The following is a 15084-nucleotide window of genomic DNA, read 5'->3' on the forward strand; positions in this document are numbered from 1 at the left end:
ATGAGGCCGACTGGTCATCGGCCGAGCGAGAGCCGCCGCTCCCCCCTGCGGGCGGCTCCGCCCCACGGCGCGGGCAGGAACGACTCCCCCCCTCCTGCCCGCGCCGTCTGCTTTCCCGCCCGGCGGCCCATGGCCTGCGCGTCCCCTGACAGCCCACGGCGGCCGTCGCTACAGTCCGGTGGCCTGGACTGCGGCAGACGGGAGGCGCGAACCCATGACGCACAACCCTGATACGCCCCGGACCACCGAGTCCGGGTTCCCGGTCAAGCCCGTCTACGGGCCCGGGGACCTGGCTTGCTGGGACCCCGAGGAGCGGCTGGGCGAACCCGGCGGCTATCCCTTCACCCGCGGCGTCTACCCCACCATGTACACCGGCCGCCCCTGGACCATGCGCCAGTACGCGGGCTTCGGCACCGCCGCCGAGTCCAACGCCCGCTACCGGCAGCTGATCGCCCATGGCTCGCACGGGCTGTCGGTCGCCTTCGACCTGCCCACCCAGATGGGATACGACTCCGACGCCCCCCTGGCCCGGGGCGAGGTGGGCAAGGTGGGGGTGGCCATCGACTCCCTGGACGATATGCGGGTGCTCTTCCGGGACATCCCCCTGGACCGGGTGTCCACCTCGATGACCATCAACGCCCCCGCCGCCCTGTTGCTGCTGCTCTACCAGCTGGTCGGCGAGGAACAGGGCGTCAGCGCCCGGCAGTTGACCGGCACCATCCAGAACGATGTGCTCAAGGAGTACATCGCCAGGGGCACTTATATCTTCCCGCCCGGCCCCACCCTGCGGCTGACCGCCGATATCTTCCGCTACTGCCGCAGCGAGATCCCCCGCTGGAACACCATCTCCATCTCCGGCTACCACATGGCCGAGGCCGGGGCTTCGCCCGCCCAGGAGATCGCCTTCACCCTCTCCAATGGCATCGCCTATGTCCGCACCGCCCTGGCGGCCGGCATGGCGGTGGACGAACTGGCCCCCCGGCTCTCCTTCTTCTTCGTCTCCCGCACCACGCTCCTGGAAGAGGTCGCCAAGTTCCGTGCCGCGCGCCGCATCTGGGCCCGGGTGATGCGCGAGGAGTTCGGCGCCAAGGACCCCAAGTCACAGATGCTGCGCTTCCACACCCAGACCGCGGGCGTCCAGCTCACCGCCCAGCAGCCCGAGGTCAACCTGGTACGGGTGACGGTGCAGGCGCTGGCCGCGGTGCTGGGCGGCACCCAGTCGCTGCACACCAACTCCTATGACGAGGCCATCGCCCTGCCCACCGACAAGGCCGCCCGGCTGGCCCTGCGCACCCAGCAGGTGCTGGCCCAGGAGACCGATGTCACCGCCATCGTGGACCCCTTCGCCGGCTCCTATGCGGTGGAGTCGCTCACCGACGCCATGGAGGCCTCGGCGGTGGAGCTGATGAACCGGGTCGAGGACCTCGGCGGTGCGGTCGCGGCGATCGAACACGGCTTCCAGAAGGGCGAGATCGAGCGCAACGCGTACCGCATCGCCCAGGAAACGGACAGCGGAGAACGGGTGGTGGTGGGCGTCAACCGCTACCGGCTGGACGAGGAGGAGCCCTATCAGCCGCTGCGGGTGGACCCCGCCATCGAGGCCCGCCAGCAGCAGCGGCTGGCCGAACTGCGCGACCGGCGCGACGGCCGGGCGGTGCGCTCCGCGCTGGACGCCCTGCGCGAGGCGGCCTCCGGCACGGCGAATGTACTGCCCCCGATGAAGGAGGCCCTGCGCGCCCGGGCCACGGTGGGCGAGGTATGCGGCGCGCTCCGCGAGGTGTGGGGCTCCTATGAACCCACCGAGACCCTTTGAACCCACCGGGACCCTCTGACTTCCACCGAGAACCTTGGACTTCCGCCACCCCGTGACGGCGGTCTGCCCCGTTTGCGAAAATAACCGGATGTCGTCTTCGCCGCGCCGCGCCTGCCCCGTCTGCTCCCGGGAGATCGCCGTCGTCGGCGGCCGCTACGCCCGTCATGATCCGCCCGGCCGCCGCTCCGCCTTCTCCTATGAGCTGGTCTCCTGCCCCGGCTCCCGGCGCTCCGCGCCACTGCTGGCGACGGCCCCCCGGCTGTTCGACCCCGAGGAGCCGCCGATGGAAGGCCAGGGCCAGCTGTTCTGACCCCCTGTCCCCGCCCTCCCCGCTACCTCTTGCAGATCAGATCGTGGCCCGGACGCCGGCCCTCGGTCAGGAAGGCGGTGACCGCCGCGTCCCCACAGGCATTGCCATTGGCCAGATAGGCGCCGTGCCCGCCGGAGTCCACGCTCACCAGCCGGGCCCGCTTGCCGAACGCCTCCCGCATCCGCAGCGCATAGCGGTAAGGGGTCGCCGGATCACGGAGGTTCTGGACCATCAGCACATTGGCGGGGCCATGGCCATCGATGCGCACCGGCCGGTCCGCAGGCGCGTTCTTCCAGAAGGCACAGGGCGTGATGTTCGCCGGCATCCCATTGGTCAGCGGATACCGGACGCGGTCGGTGGCCACGGCCCGCGCGTAACCGGCGACCTCGCCCGGCCAGCGGGCGTCATTGCAGATGGTCGCCACCATCACGGCCGCCTCCTGGTCGGAGGCGGCGGGCGACGGCAGCGGCCTGCCCGCCTGCGCGGCCCGGATGGCATCCCCCAGGGCCTGGAAGGAGCCGTCCGAATACAGGCTCATCTGGAGCGTGTTGCGCAACTCATTGCCCTGGCCGCCGGGTTGCCGGTCCAGCCGCGCGGCCAGTGCCAGGAACATCGGCCGGACATCCTGCGGCCGCTTGGCCAGACCATGCGCGGCGGCCCACTTGGCGAAGTCGGGGAACCGGTCCTCCGCACCCTTGGCCATATGGGCCAGCCAGCCGCGCGCCACCAGGGCGGGGTCGGGGTCGTCATTGCTGTCCAGCACCCAGCGGTCGGTGTGCTGCGGATACTGCTGGGCGTACCAGGCCCCTACATAAGTCCCGTAGGAGCGGCCCCAGGCGGAGAGCTTGCGTTCGCCGAGCGCCTGCCGCAGTTGGTCGATGTCCCTTACCTCGTTGGCCGTGGACAGCGAGCGGAGCAGCGGGCCGCCGTTGCGGTCACAGGCCGCGGCGATGCGGCGGGAGCGGGCGACGTTCTCGCCGATGTCGCCGCCCGGCCCCGGCCAGCCGCGCAGCTTGGCCAGTTTCCGGTCGTCCGGGTCGAGTTGGCAGCTCGTCGGGGTGCTGCCGCCGACGCCGCGCGGGTCGAAGGCGACGATGTCATAAGCGCCCTTGGTCGCCGCCCGTACTCGCTCGCCCTCGGCGGCCAGCATCTGCTTCCCCGCGCCGCCGGGCCCTCCGGCGATCAGCAGCAGGGTGCCGCGCCGGGCTTCGGGGTGGTCGCTGCGCAGCCGGTAGACGGCGAGGCGGGTGTGCGGGCCGTCCGGTTCGCGGTAGTCGAGCGGTACGGACAGCTCCGCGCACTCCCGGCCCGGCGCGTCCGCGCACGTCTGCCAGCCAAGGGTGCCGTGCGGCTGCGCTTGCGCCGGCGCCGGAGCGGCGATGGCGGTCCCCGCCAGGACGGCGGAGCCGAGCGCCATGAGCAGGGCGCGTCTGCGCCGGGTGTTCCTGCGGTGCGGGTTGCCGAATGTCATGGGGTACAGGGTTGTTGATGTGCCGGGCGTGGTCCCATCCGGGCAGCTGGTGGGTGCGGATGGGGCTAACCCCCGGGCCCGGGGAGGGCCGCGCCTGCGGCGCGGTTTCCGCCGACCCGCCCGCCCGTTACCCGGCAAGTGGCTCCTGACGGTGCCGCGCTACTTCCATGGAATGGTGAGCCAAGGGCTCTGCGGATCGCTCATCAGCAGCCGGTGCGCTTCCAGTACGCCCTGGTACCAGTTGCCGAACTCCTCGTCGTCGAAGTGCAGACAGCGGCCGAGGATGTAGCCCGCGGAGAAGTCCGCCCAGGAGTGGTACTCGGTCTTGCTGACCGTTCCGGTCCGGACCACCGCCGACTCCGCCTCGGCCAGGTCGCAGAACCGGGCCCCCAGGCCCCAGCGGGCCATCTTGGAAGCCCGCCCGTAGTCCCAGGAGAGCACGGAGCGGACCTGTTTGCCCTCCGGCAGCAGGCCGTCGGCGCGGAAGCGGGACTCATAGCGTGCGATGCGTCCGATGAGCCGCTGAACCCGGCCCACTTCGGCGTCGATGTCCTTGCAGCGGGCGAATGTCCCGCCCTCCGCGGCATTGTGGCGGATCACGCGCCCGGTGGCCTCCCGCCAGTGCGCGAGTTCCACCGGGCCGCCGTACTCGCGAGCGAGCGCCCGGCGCACCCTCAGCACAAACTCCCAGGTACCGCCGCCCGAGTAATCGGCCCGCAGCAGCTTCTCCTGAGTGGAGAGCCATTCCTCACGGGTGGTGATTCCCCACCATTCCCGCAGGCGCTCCCGTTCCGAGGTGAAGCCGCAGCCGTGCCAGGCCATGTTGTTCCACAGCGAACCGTTCTGCACGCACAACAGCGCGCCGCAGGCCAGGCCGTGGGCGACCGGGCCGTCCACGGGCGCACCCACCCGCAGGGTGTTGAGGGTCATCCGGCGGTGCGTCGGCGTTCCCTGGAAGCGCTGCTGCCATACGGCCCGGTGGCCCGGGGAGGCGGGAAAGAACGCCTCGCACGGTGTACCGGGGTTGACCGCCAGCCAGGGAACCGTCGGATCGGGCCAGCGCTCGGCGACTTCGCTCAGCCGCCGACTGTAGTAGACCGGGTCGGCGGTGGGGGCGGGCAGCATGCCCGGGGTGTGGAAGACATAGCCGTGCCCCCTCACCTGGGGCAGCGGATAGGACCTCCAGCTGGGCCGGTCCGGAGCGGTCTCGGCGTTGCCCCGGGAGACCGCGAAATAGAGGTGGGTCCCGGCCAGAAGACGGAGGTAACCGTCCCAGTCCCCCCGCCACTTCGCCTCGTACAGCCCCCGCTCCACCTCGGTCGGCGCCTGCCAGGCGGGCGGGACGGCCGGTGGGGCCGGCGGTGCCGGCGGGGCGGCGATCGGCTCGGGCCGCTTCCAGATTGCCATGAGCGTGCACTGTACAGACAGCTGTCCAGCGGCAAGAGTCGGAGGGTATGCGACGGGGCGCCGGAGGAGGATCGCATGACAGGACTGACGGCCCAGGAAGCCGGCGGGGTGGCCCGCCTGGTGGCGGAGCTGGCCGAAGGCCGGGTCACCGCCCAGGAGTTGACCGAGCGTTCGCTGCGGCGCATCGAGGCCACCCAGGGCACCCTCAACGCCTTCCGCCGGATACGCGCCGAGGCCGCCCTGCGGGAGGCCGCGGAGGCCGACCGGCGGCTGGCGGCGGGGGAGCGGGCGCCGCTGCTGGGCGTGCCGGTGGCGGTGAAGGACGACATGGACGTGGCCGGCGAGCCCACCGGGTTCGGGTGCCCGGGGGAGTTCCCGCCCAAGCGGGCGGACAGTGAGGCGGTGCGCCGGCTGCGGGCCGCCGGAGCGGTGATCGTCGGCAAGACCAACACCCCCGAGGTGGGCCAGTGGCCGGTCACCGAGGGGCCCGCCTTCGGCGTCACCCGCAATCCCTGGAACCCGGCCCACTCGCCGGGCGGTTCCTCCGGCGGCGCCGCCGCGGCCGTGGCGGCGGGCCTGGTGCCGCTGGCGCTGGGATCGGACGGCGCCGGATCGGTGCGCATCCCCGCCGCCTGGACCCATCTGGTGGGGATCAAGCCACAGCGGGGGCGGATCTCCTGCTGGCCGGAGGCGGAGACCTTCCGCGGCATCGTCTGCTACGGCCCGCTGGCCCGTACCGTCGAGGACGCGGCGCTGCTGCTGGAGGCGGTCAGCGGAGCGCACCCCCGGGACCGGCACCGCCCGCCCGCCATCAGGGCGTTGGCCGCCGCACGCCGGGAACCCAGGCGGCTGCGTATCGCCCTGTCCTTCCGCCCCGCCTTCGCCGCCGTACGGCACCGGCTGGACCCGGGGGTGCGGGCGGCCGTGGAGCGCACCGCGGAGCGGCTGGCGGCGCTGGGCCATGAGGTGGTGGCGGAGGATCCGCGCTATGGACAGATCGGACTGGCCTTCCTGCCGCGGTCGATGACCGGCATCCGGGCCTGGTCCCGGCGGGTCCCCGACCGGTCCGCACTGGACGCCCGCACCCGGGGCAATGCCCTGGCCGGACTGGTGCTGGGCGGCGGGGTGCTGGCCGCCGCGCGGGCCGCCGAGGGGCCGCTGCGGCAGCGGGTGGGCGAGCTGTTCGGCCGGTTCGATGTGGTGCTGACGCCGACCACGGCGGTGCCCCCGCTGCGCACCGGGGCGCTGGAGGGGCTGTCCGGGCGGGCCACCAACTCCCTGATGAGCGCGGCCTGTCCCTATGCCTGGCCATGGAATGTGCTGGGCTGGCCGGCCATGAGCGTACCCGCCGGGTTCATCGACGGACTCCCGGTGGGCGCCCAGCTGCTCGGCCCGGCCGCCAGTGAGCCGCTGCTGATCTCACTGGCCGCCCAACTGGAGGCGGACCAGCGCTGGTTCGAGCGGTGGCCGCCCAACCGGCCGGAGTGACACGGCGGTTACGGCGCCAGGATGTCCAGCTCCGCCATCGCCCCGGTGGCGATCCGGCGGGTCAGCTCCTCGGCGCGGGCCGCGTCGTGTTCGCGTACCGCCTCGGCGACCCGGACATGCAGGGTGACGGCGGCGGGGTCCGGGTCGGCGAACATCACCTGGTGCCGGGTGCGCCCGGTGAGCACCGCCTCCACCACATCGCCGAGCCGGGCGAACATCTCATTGCCGGAGGCGCGCAGCACGGTGCGGTGGAAGGCGACGTCATGGCCCAGGTACGCCTCCAGCTGTCCGCCCCGCGAGGTGGCCACCATCCCCAGGGCGTGCTCGGTGAGTTCGGCGCACTGCGCGGGGGTGGCCTGCCGGGCGGCCAGCCCGGCCGCCACCGGTTCCACGGCCAGCCGCAGCACGGTCAGCGAACGCAGCTGGCGGGGACGGTCGCTGCCGGCCAGCCGCCAGCGGATGACCCGGGGGTCGTAGACGTTCCACTCCTCGGCGGGCAGCACGGTCACCCCGACCCGGCGGCGGGAGGCCACCAGGTGCATGGACTCCAGGACGCGTATCACCTCGCGGATCACGGTGCGGGACACCTCGAAGCGCTGCTCCAGCTCCTCGGTGCGCAGCACGCTCCCCGGGGGGTGCTCACCACTGGTGATCGCGGGTCCGAGGGATTCCAGCACGCGGGCGTGCGGCCCCTGCCCCTGGTTTTCCATGGCCTCAGCCTAAGGGGCGGCGGCCACGGCAATTAAGTATGACGTTTAAGTCACAGGGGCTTGAATAAGTCGTACCCAATGGGTTTCAGTGGGTCGGCGGGTCCGGCGTCGAGGGCGACGCCGGTGTCAGACAGCGAGGTATCCGATGAGCAGCCGTCCGGTCGTGGTGGTCATGGGCGTCGCCGGTACGGGCAAGACCACGGTCGGCCCGCTGGTGGCCGAGGCGCTGGGCGTGCCCTATGCCGAGGGCGACGACTTCCACCCCCCGGCCAATATCGCCAAGATGACGGCCGGCATCCCGCTGGACGACGCCGACCGGGCCCCCTGGCTGGACGCGGTGGGCGCCTGGGCACGCGGCCGTGGCGGCCGGGGTGGTGTGGTCAGCTGCTCCGCGCTCAAGCGCGCCTACCGCGACCGGCTGCGCGCCGCCGCCCCCGGCATTGTCTTTCTCCACCTCACCGGGGAACGGCAGTTGATCGCCGGCCGGATGGCGGCCCGGACCGGCCACTTTATGACCACCCGCCTGCTGGACTCCCAATTCGCCACCCTGGAACCGCTCCAGGCCGATGAAGCGGGCGTCGTCGTGGACATCACCCCCGAGGCCGCCGTCATCGCCGAACGGGCAGCCGCCGCCCTGCGCCGGCTGTAGGCCGCACCCCCCAACTCCCTTACCTAGGAAGCCCCGTGAGCACTCTCAGCGTCGAGATGCTGGCCGCGGCCCCCGCCGGACCGATCACTTCGGCAGGTCACGCACAGCTGGGCATCGCCGTACTCGTCGGCATAGCCGTCATCGTCCTTCTCATCACCCGCCTCAAACTGCATGCCTTCCTCTCCCTCACCATTGGCTCCCTGGTGCTCGGCGCGGTCGCCGGGGCGCCGCTGGACAAGGTGATCACCAGCTTCGGCAATGGCCTGGGTGCCACGGTGGCCGGAGTGGGGGTCCTGATAGCCCTTGGCTCCATCCTGGGCAAGCTGCTGGCCGACTCCGGCGGTGCCGACCAGATCGTGGACACCATCCTGGCCCGGACGGGCGGCCGTTCGATGCCCTGGGCCATGGTGCTGATCGCCGGGGTGATCGGGCTGCCGCTGTTCTTCGAGGTCGGGATCGTGCTGCTGATCCCGGTGGTGCTGCTGGTCGCCAAGCGCGGCGGCCACTCCCTGATGCGCATCGGCATCCCGGCCCTGGCCGGGCTGTCGGTGATGCACGGCCTGGTGCCGCCGCACCCCGGCCCGCTGGCGGCCATCGACGCCATCGGCGCCAACCTGGGGGTCACCCTGGCGCTGGGCGTGCTGGTCGCGGTGCCCACCGCCGTGATCGCCGGACCGCTGTTCTCCAGACTCGCCGCCCGCTGGGTGGATGTGCCCCCGCCCGAGCGGCTCACCCCCCAGCGCCCCTCCGAGGAACTCCGCCGGCGCCCCGGTTTTGGCGCCACGGTGGGCACGGTGCTGCTGCCGGTGGTGCTGATGCTGGTCAAGGCGCTGGTGGATGTGGTGGTGGACGACCCCCGGGACCGCCTCCAGCGGATCGCCGATGTCATCGGCTCCCCGCTGATCGCCCTGCTGGCCGCGGTGCTGCTGGCCATGTTCACCCTGGGCCGGGCGGCCGGCTTCGGCCGGGAACGGCTGACCGCCACGGTGGAGCGGGCCCTGATACCCATCGCCGGGATCCTGCTGATCGTCGGCGCGGGCGGCGGCTTCAAACAGACCCTGATCGACGTCGGCGTCGGCCGGATGATCCTGGACCTCTCCAAGGGCTGGTCCGTCTCCGCCCTGCTGCTGGCCTGGCTGATCGCGGTGGCCATCCGCCTGGCCACCGGCTCCGCCACGGTGGCCACCATCTCCGCCGCCGGCCTGGCCGCCCCCCTGGCGGCGGGCATGAGCACCACCCACACCGCCCTCCTGGTCCTCTCCGTGGGCGCCGGTTCGCTGTTCTTCAGCCATGTCAATGACGCGGGCTTCTGGATGGTGAAGGAGTACTTCGGCATGGATGTGGGGCAGACACTCAAGACCTGGTCACTGATGGAGACCGTGATCTCGGTGGTGGGCCTGGGCTTTGTGCTACTGCTCTCCCTGGTGCTGTAGCTGAGGCTGTAGCCGGTGCTGTAGCGGGGCCTGTAGCGGGGCCGCCCCATACCTCCCGGCGAGGTAGGCATCCACCTCCCCAAGGTCCTCCGTGGCCAGCCCCACATAGCCGTCCGGGCGTATCAGGAACAGGCCCGTCCCATAAGCCCGTTGCGCATGCCCGCCCCCGTCGTGGACATCGGCGTCGGCCCCTCCGATCCGTACCACCCGCACTTCGGTGGCGGATTTCCTTGGCGCATCGCCCTCGCCGGCCAAAGGAAATCCGACTCCGAGCGCGAGCAGGGTGAAGTGGGTGCCGCGGAAGAGGTCGAAGAGGCTGACCATGGTGCCGTCGGGGGACTTCAGGGGGGCGTCGGGGGCGCGGTCGCCTGCGCGCAGGGCGGTGGGCGGCAGGGCGGTGCGGGTCTCGTGGGTGAGCGGGCTGTCGGGGTAGCCGAGGTGCAACTGGTGGGTTTCGGTGCCCCGTTGCTCGGTCATCTTGCGGCCGGGGGCATCCCCCTGGTGCAGCCGGGTGCTCAGGCCCAGTACGTTGGCGGCCACCGGCAGCCGCTCGGCCTGGTAGGAGTCCAGGAGGGCGTCCGGGGCACCGTGCCGCAGTACCCGGTGCAGCTTCCAGCCGAGGTTGTAGGCGTCCTGGATACCGGTGTTGAGGCCCTGGGCGCCGGCGGGGGAGTGGATATGGGCGGCGTCCCCGGCCAGGAAGACCCGGCCGGTACGGAATTGCTCGGCCATGGCCGTCCTGGCCCGGAAGACCGAGGCCCAGTGGACGGTTCCGGCGTGCAGCCCGGTCCAGGAGTCCACCAGCCGCCGTACGGCCCCCGGATCCGTGTCGGGCTCGGCGCCGCCCAGGTCGGCGAAGAGCTGGAAGGCCGTGCCGGGCAGGGGGCACAGGGCCAGGGTGCCCTGCTCGAGGTGCCAGAGATGCCAGTTGTCCCGGTCCAGGCCGGTCACCTCCAGGTCGGCCACCATCATGGGGTTGGGGTCCACGGTGGAGCCGGTGAACGGAGTGCCGAGGGCGGTGCGTACGGTGCTGCGTCCGCCGTCGGCGGCGACCAGATATGCGGCGTGCGCCGTCTCCTCCGTGCCGGCGGCGGTGCGCAGCTGGGCCGTCACGCCCTGGGGGGTCTGGGTGAAGGTGGTGAGCCGGGTGCCGAACTCCACCTGGCCGCCGAGCTGTTGCAGGCGCCGGTGGAGTATTTCCTGGGTGCGCCACTGGGGCAGCAGCCAGGGCTCGGCATGGGGGACGTCGGGGGTGGGGCCGGGGCGGGTGATCATGTCCCACTGCCTGGCCTTGCGGCCGTTCTCCCAGGCGGCCATGGTCGGCAGGCGCATGCCCGCCTCATAGATCTCCTCGACGATCCCCAGGTCGTCGAAGAGCTCCAGGGTGCGGGGCTGGAGGCCCTTGCCCCGGGAGCCGGGGAACAGCCGGTCGCCGGCCTCCAGCAGCCGGAACTCCACGCCCCTGCGGGCCAGTTCGCAGCCCAGCATCAGGCCGGTGGGGCCGGCTCCCACGATCAGGACTTCGGATGCGGACATAAGGATTCCCCCTCCTTAACGGCGTTCAATTTAATGCCGTTAAGGAGGGTGTCCTGAACACCGTTAAACTGTCAAGGTGGGAAACCGACTGGACCGTGATCAGGTGGTGCGCACCGCGCTGGGGGTGCTCAACGAGGAGGGCCTGGAGGGGCTGACCCTGCGCCGCATCGCCAAGGAGCTCAATGTGCAGGCGCCGGCGCTGTACTGGCACTTCAAGCACAAGCGGGACCTGCTGGACGCGATGGCGACCGAGATGATGCGCGGGATGTTCGAGGGAGTCGCCGCCGCCGAAGCGGCGGACTGGCGCGAGGCGCTGGTGGAGACCCAGCGGGCGTTCCGCCGCAGTCTGCTGAGCTACCGCGACGGCGGGAAGGTGTTCAGCGGGACGCGGTTCACCGATACCAGTTATGCGCCGCCCATGGAGGCGCATCTGCGGCGGCTGGTCGATGGGGGGCTGCGGCCGCGGGCGGCATTCCGGGCGGCGTTCACGGCCAACTGCTACACGGTCGGGTATGTGATCGAGGAGCAGGCGATGGGGCCTGATCCGGGGCGGGGCGAGAGTGGCGGTCAGGGGTACGACCTTGAGGCCCGCGCCCGGCGGCTGGCGGACTATCCGCTGACCGCCGAGGCGGGGTTCGAGCTGTTCGGGGATCCCGAGGCGGGGTTCGAGGCGGGGTTGCGGGCGGTTGTCGCGGGCATCGAGGTCACGTTGGCGGCGCCCCTGACGGGGCGCCCCTAACCGTCAAGTGACCTACGCAGCAAGGGTGTCAGGCGCCGCTCCACGCATACATGGATCACCCAGGCCAGGGTCAGCATCAAGGCGAGGGTGAGCGCGAGGGTTCCATAGGCGGGGATGCCCAGGCGGCGGTGGAGGAGAGCGATCACCACCCAGCCCAGGTGTTCGTGGACCAGGTAGAAGGGGTAGGTCAGCGCGCCCGCCAGGGGCAGCCAACTCCAGTTCGCCCAGCGGGCCTTGCCCAGGGCGATGGCGGCGACCATCGCATAACCGGCGGCCAGCACCGCGATGATGGCGTACTGCGAGCGGTAGGAGAAGTAGTGCGGGCCCGGCGGATGCCATAGGCCCGCCACCGCATAGTGCTGCCCCACCAGAAAACTCATCAGCACAATGCCCCAGGACAGCGCGGAGTGCCCGAAGCGGTGCAGCAGATACAGGCCGATGCCGCCGATGAAGAAGGCGGAGTACTCCGGCATCACCACCACCCGCAGCAGCTCGATATGCGAGGCGGTGGTGATCACCGAGGCCAGGGTCCACACCGAGCAGAACATCACCACCCGCTGCCGGGTCGCCCCCGGCACCACCACGAACAGGGCGAACAGCACATAGAACCGCAGCTCCGCCCAGAGCGTCCAGCACACTCCCAGCACCCGCTGGGCGCCGGCCGGCTGTTGGAGCATGGTCAGGTTGACCAGGGTGTCGCTGGCCGAGACGGTCTTGTAGCCGGCCCAGGGCAGTGCGAAGACCACCGTCACCAGCGCGATGGCCACCCAGTAGGCGGGATAGAGCCGGGCGGCGCGGGAGGCGAAGAAGGACCGCAGGGAGCGGCCCCAGCCGCTCATGCAGATGACAAAGCCGCTGATGACGAAGAAGATCTCCACCCCCAGGCAGCCATAGGCGAAGGCCGGGGAGAGGTGCGGGAACTGGTGGCGGGGCGAGCCGCCCCAGGCGCGGCCGACCTCGCCGCCGCGTCCTCCGTAGTGGTAGAGCGCCACCATCAGGGCGGCGATCAGCCGCAGTCCGTCCAGGGCGTACAGCCGCCCGCCCGAGGAGCCGCGGCTGCGGACGGGCTCGGGGGCGGGGGCCGGCCGGGGAAGAGTGGGGGCCGTCAACGGGTCACCGGTGCTTTCCGGGTGAGCCGCCGGCGCAGGGCGCGTGCCCGGCGGGCCATCCGGCGCACGGCGGGGTTACGGGGCAGAAAGGCGAGCTGGGAGGGCAGGGCGCCGGGCAGCCCCAGCGCGGTGAGGCGGCGGCGCTTGAAGTAGCGCCGGGTACGGGCGTCCAGGTGCCCGGCGAGATAGCGCTCGGCGGCCGGGCGGAGGCCGGGGTGGAGCTGGGGCTGCATGGCATAACCCACGGCCTGGAACAGGGAGTTGAGCTCCTCGGAGGAGGTGGCGGGTGGCGGGGCGGGGTCGGCCAGGTCGGGGAGCAGGGCGTCCACCAGGGTCACCGGGACCCGGTTGCTGTTCTGGTACGGGGTGAGCCGCTCCAGCAGGAGCCCGGTGCCGGTACGGGCGGTGGGCAGGGCGTAGAGGCTTTGGGCGGTGATCAGGGCGGTGGAGAAACAGCCGGTCACCAGCGCCGGGCGCAGCCGCTGGAACACTACCTCGGCCAGCGCGGAGGTGTGCAGCACGGTGAGCTCCGCGCCCAGCCGCCGCGCCTCCTGCTCCAGCCGGCCCGACCAGTGGGCGGGGGCGGTGGGGTGCGGTTTGAACACCACCCGGCGGTGGCCCCGCGCCACGGCCCCGCGCAGCATCCGCAGATGCAGTTCTTCCTCCTCCCCGGGGGTGAGGATCTCCAGGGCGGCGAGGTACTGGCCGAGCAGGAGCGCCGACTCCTCGGGGGCGGGGGGCAGTTCGGTGGCGTCGGAGAGTTCGGCCAGCACCTTGGTGAAGACCTCGCCGGGGATGATCTCGGCGGGCACTCCGAACTCGGTGAGCAGCAGCGGCCGCAGCCCGGGCACCAGGTCCAGGTGGAGCAGCCGGTGGATCCGGGTGCCGATCAGCGGGTCCAGCTTGTTGCGGGTGGGGCCATAGCTCATCAGACCGTCGGCATAGACCTCCAGGGGCGCGTCCGGGAACAACTGGGCAATGGCCTGGGCGGGGTTGACCTGGATGGATTCCACGATCAGTGCCACCCGGTCGTCGCCCAGGCCCCACAGCAGCCGCAAATGGCGTTCCCACAGCGGGACATCGTCGGGGCGCGGGGCCCAGCCGCCGGGGTGGAAGGGGCTGATGGTCTCGTTCCAGGACAGCACCCCGTCGAAGCGGGTGCGCAGCCGCTCGAAGCCGGGGGCCCGGTCGGGGCCGGGGGTGGTCTCGGGTACGGCCGCGTTATTGGCGATCAGCAGCAGCCGCCGTCCGGCGGGGGCGAACAGTCCGGCGTCCAGGGCGGCGGCCAGGGTGGCCGCACCATAGAGGGTGGAGGCCAGGAAGATCTGGGTGGTGGGTGCCGGGCGCGGGGTCATCGGGCCGCCTCCGCCGGGACCGGGCGGCGGCGCAGCCGGCGCAGCCGGGCCGCGCGGTCGTCGTCCATGGAATTCAGGGCGTCCCTCAGCAATTCCGGGGGCAGTCGTTTTATGGCGGCCGCGCTCATCGAACGCAGGGTGCGGGCCACGGCCGGTTCGAACCGTTCGATGCCGCCCAGGTGATGGGAAATAATGGCGCAATAGGTCCGCACGGCTTTGGGCAGGAGTTCCCGGGCCTCGGGGTCCTGTGCGGTCTCCTCGATTACCTGGTCGAATGCGCGAATGAAATCGAGTTGGCGTACATCGCCGATCTGGGTGAGCGAGGAGGCCACTCCGCGCCGGTAGAAGACCCCGGGCAATCCGGCCACCGCGAATGAACGGGCCCGCCGGTGCAGCCGCCAGATCCAGGGCCGGTCCTCGGCGGTGCGCAGTCCGTCGGGGAAATGCAGCAGCCCTTGGTCGAGCAGCCGCCGGTGGTAGATCCCGGCCCAGGCGTAGGGGTAGTCCACGGAGGTGGAGCGGTGGGCGGGCAGTATGGCGCCGCGCGGGTCCAGCGGGGTCCAGCGCCGGCCCTGGGGCACCCGGTGCACGGTGCGGGTGCGGCCGGTGCACTGGATGTGGTCGGTGCGCAGGAAATCGACGTCCAAGTCCTCGATCGCGGCGAGGAGTTGGGGGTAGTAGCCGGGGGCCAGCCAGTCGTCGCCGTCCAGGAAGGCCAGATACTCGCCGCGGGCCGCGTCCAGGCCGGTGTTGCGGGCGGTGGCCAGTCCGCCGTTCTTCCGGTGCCGTATCAGCACCGCACCCGGCAGTTCCCCTTCCGCGCGCCGCAGGATCTCCGGCGTGTCATCGGTCGAACAATCGTCGACGAGAATGAATTCGAAGTCCTCGCGGGTGTTCGCCTGCAGGCTCCTCAGGGTGTCCGGTGCATAGGTCTGCACATTGAAGAACGGCACGATGACGGAGAGCTTGACCACTCGGGTGAGGTTAGGCGGCCGCCCGGCATTCGTTCTGACCGCCGCTGTAAGTGAAGGTGAACGAAGCGCGGCGGAATGATGAACCCGCCC

At 71.6% G+C, this 15084-nt stretch carries 13 protein-coding genes; 6 read left to right on the forward strand and 7 right to left on the reverse strand.

Annotated features, from left to right (window positions below):
- Nucleotides 1-214: 214 nt before the first annotated feature.
- Entirely contained in the window at nt 215-1813 is a 1599-nt protein-coding gene (locus CV755_RS27150; protein WP_109282887.1) for an acyl-CoA mutase large subunit family protein, read from the forward strand.
- 88 nt (nt 1814-1901) lie between these two features.
- The gene (locus CV755_RS27155; RefSeq protein ID WP_109282888.1) at nt 1902-2123 is read left to right on the forward strand and encodes a hypothetical protein; all 222 of its coding nucleotides are present in this window, start codon (nt 1902-1904) and stop codon (nt 2121-2123) included.
- A 22-nt stretch (nt 2124-2145) separates the two neighbouring features.
- Here CV755_RS27155 and CV755_RS27160 read toward each other — a convergent pair whose 3' ends face one another.
- Together CV755_RS27160 and CV755_RS27165 are read right to left on the reverse strand one after the other, a co-directional pair.
- Nucleotides 2146-3594, reverse strand: coding sequence for an alpha/beta hydrolase (locus CV755_RS27160; RefSeq protein WP_109282889.1), 1449 nt, complete (start codon nt 3592-3594; stop codon nt 2146-2148).
- Nucleotides 3595-3753: 159 nt separating this feature from the next.
- Nucleotides 3754-5001: a DUF1266 domain-containing protein gene (locus tag CV755_RS27165; RefSeq protein ID WP_109282890.1), complete on the reverse strand. Its 1248-nt coding sequence runs from the start codon at nt 4999-5001 to the stop codon at nt 3754-3756.
- A 75-nt stretch (nt 5002-5076) separates the two neighbouring features.
- On the opposite strand from CV755_RS27165, the gene CV755_RS27170 reads away from it, so the two are divergent.
- Nucleotides 5077-6489, forward strand: a complete 1413-nt coding sequence (locus tag CV755_RS27170; RefSeq protein ID WP_109282891.1) for an amidase — start codon at nt 5077-5079, stop codon at nt 6487-6489.
- A gap of 8 nt (nt 6490-6497) precedes the next feature.
- Here the strand turns inward: CV755_RS27170 and CV755_RS27175 are convergent, their stop codons facing one another.
- Nucleotides 6498-7199 (reverse strand): FadR/GntR family transcriptional regulator, encoded by a 702-nt coding sequence (locus CV755_RS27175; RefSeq protein WP_109282892.1) that lies wholly within the window; start codon nt 7197-7199, stop codon nt 6498-6500.
- A gap of 145 nt (nt 7200-7344) precedes the next feature.
- On the opposite strand from CV755_RS27175, the gene CV755_RS27180 reads away from it, so the two are divergent.
- Together CV755_RS27180 and CV755_RS27185 are read left to right on the forward strand one after the other, a co-directional pair.
- A complete protein-coding gene (locus tag CV755_RS27180) occupies nt 7345-7848 on the forward strand; it encodes a gluconokinase (protein WP_109282893.1) in 504 nt (167 codons plus the stop codon).
- Nucleotides 7849-7883: 35 nt separating this feature from the next.
- Complete coding sequence (locus CV755_RS27185; protein WP_109282894.1) at nt 7884-9281, forward strand: GntT/GntP/DsdX family permease; 1398 nt, start codon at nt 7884-7886, stop codon at nt 9279-9281.
- On the opposite strand, the gene CV755_RS27190 is transcribed toward CV755_RS27185, so the two are convergent.
- Nucleotides 9258-10817 (reverse strand): FAD-dependent monooxygenase, encoded by a 1560-nt coding sequence (locus tag CV755_RS27190; protein WP_109282895.1) that lies wholly within the window; start codon nt 10815-10817, stop codon nt 9258-9260. The two genes, CV755_RS27185 and CV755_RS27190, sit on opposite strands and share 24 nt — an antisense overlap.
- 76 nt (nt 10818-10893) lie before the next feature.
- On the opposite strand from CV755_RS27190, the gene CV755_RS27195 reads away from it, so the two are divergent.
- Nucleotides 10894-11556: a TetR/AcrR family transcriptional regulator C-terminal domain-containing protein gene (locus tag CV755_RS27195; RefSeq protein ID WP_109282896.1), complete on the forward strand. Its 663-nt coding sequence runs from the start codon at nt 10894-10896 to the stop codon at nt 11554-11556.
- Here the strand turns inward: CV755_RS27195 and CV755_RS27200 are convergent.
- Genes CV755_RS27200 through CV755_RS27210 form a run of 3 tightly spaced genes read right to left on the reverse strand, consistent with a single transcriptional unit; the run spans nt 11553 to nt 14994 of the window.
- Complete coding sequence (locus CV755_RS27200; protein ID WP_109282897.1) at nt 11553-12665, reverse strand: acyltransferase family protein; 1113 nt, start codon at nt 12663-12665, stop codon at nt 11553-11555. The two genes, CV755_RS27195 and CV755_RS27200, sit on opposite strands and share 4 nt — an antisense overlap.
- Nucleotides 12662-14020: a polysialyltransferase family glycosyltransferase gene (locus CV755_RS27205; protein WP_109282898.1), complete on the reverse strand. Its 1359-nt coding sequence runs from the start codon at nt 14018-14020 to the stop codon at nt 12662-12664. The genes CV755_RS27200 and CV755_RS27205 overlap by 4 nt, the downstream gene beginning before the upstream one ends.
- Nucleotides 14017-14994: a glycosyltransferase family 2 protein gene (locus tag CV755_RS27210; RefSeq protein ID WP_109282899.1), complete on the reverse strand. Its 978-nt coding sequence runs from the start codon at nt 14992-14994 to the stop codon at nt 14017-14019. Before CV755_RS27210 ends, CV755_RS27205 begins: the two co-directional genes overlap by 4 nt.
- Nucleotides 14995-15084: the final 90 nt, after the last annotated feature.

This window comes from Streptomyces orinoci (assembly GCF_003121295.1).
In the GTDB taxonomy this organism is placed as follows: Bacteria; Actinomycetota; Actinomycetes; order Streptomycetales; family Streptomycetaceae; genus Streptomyces; species Streptomyces orinoci.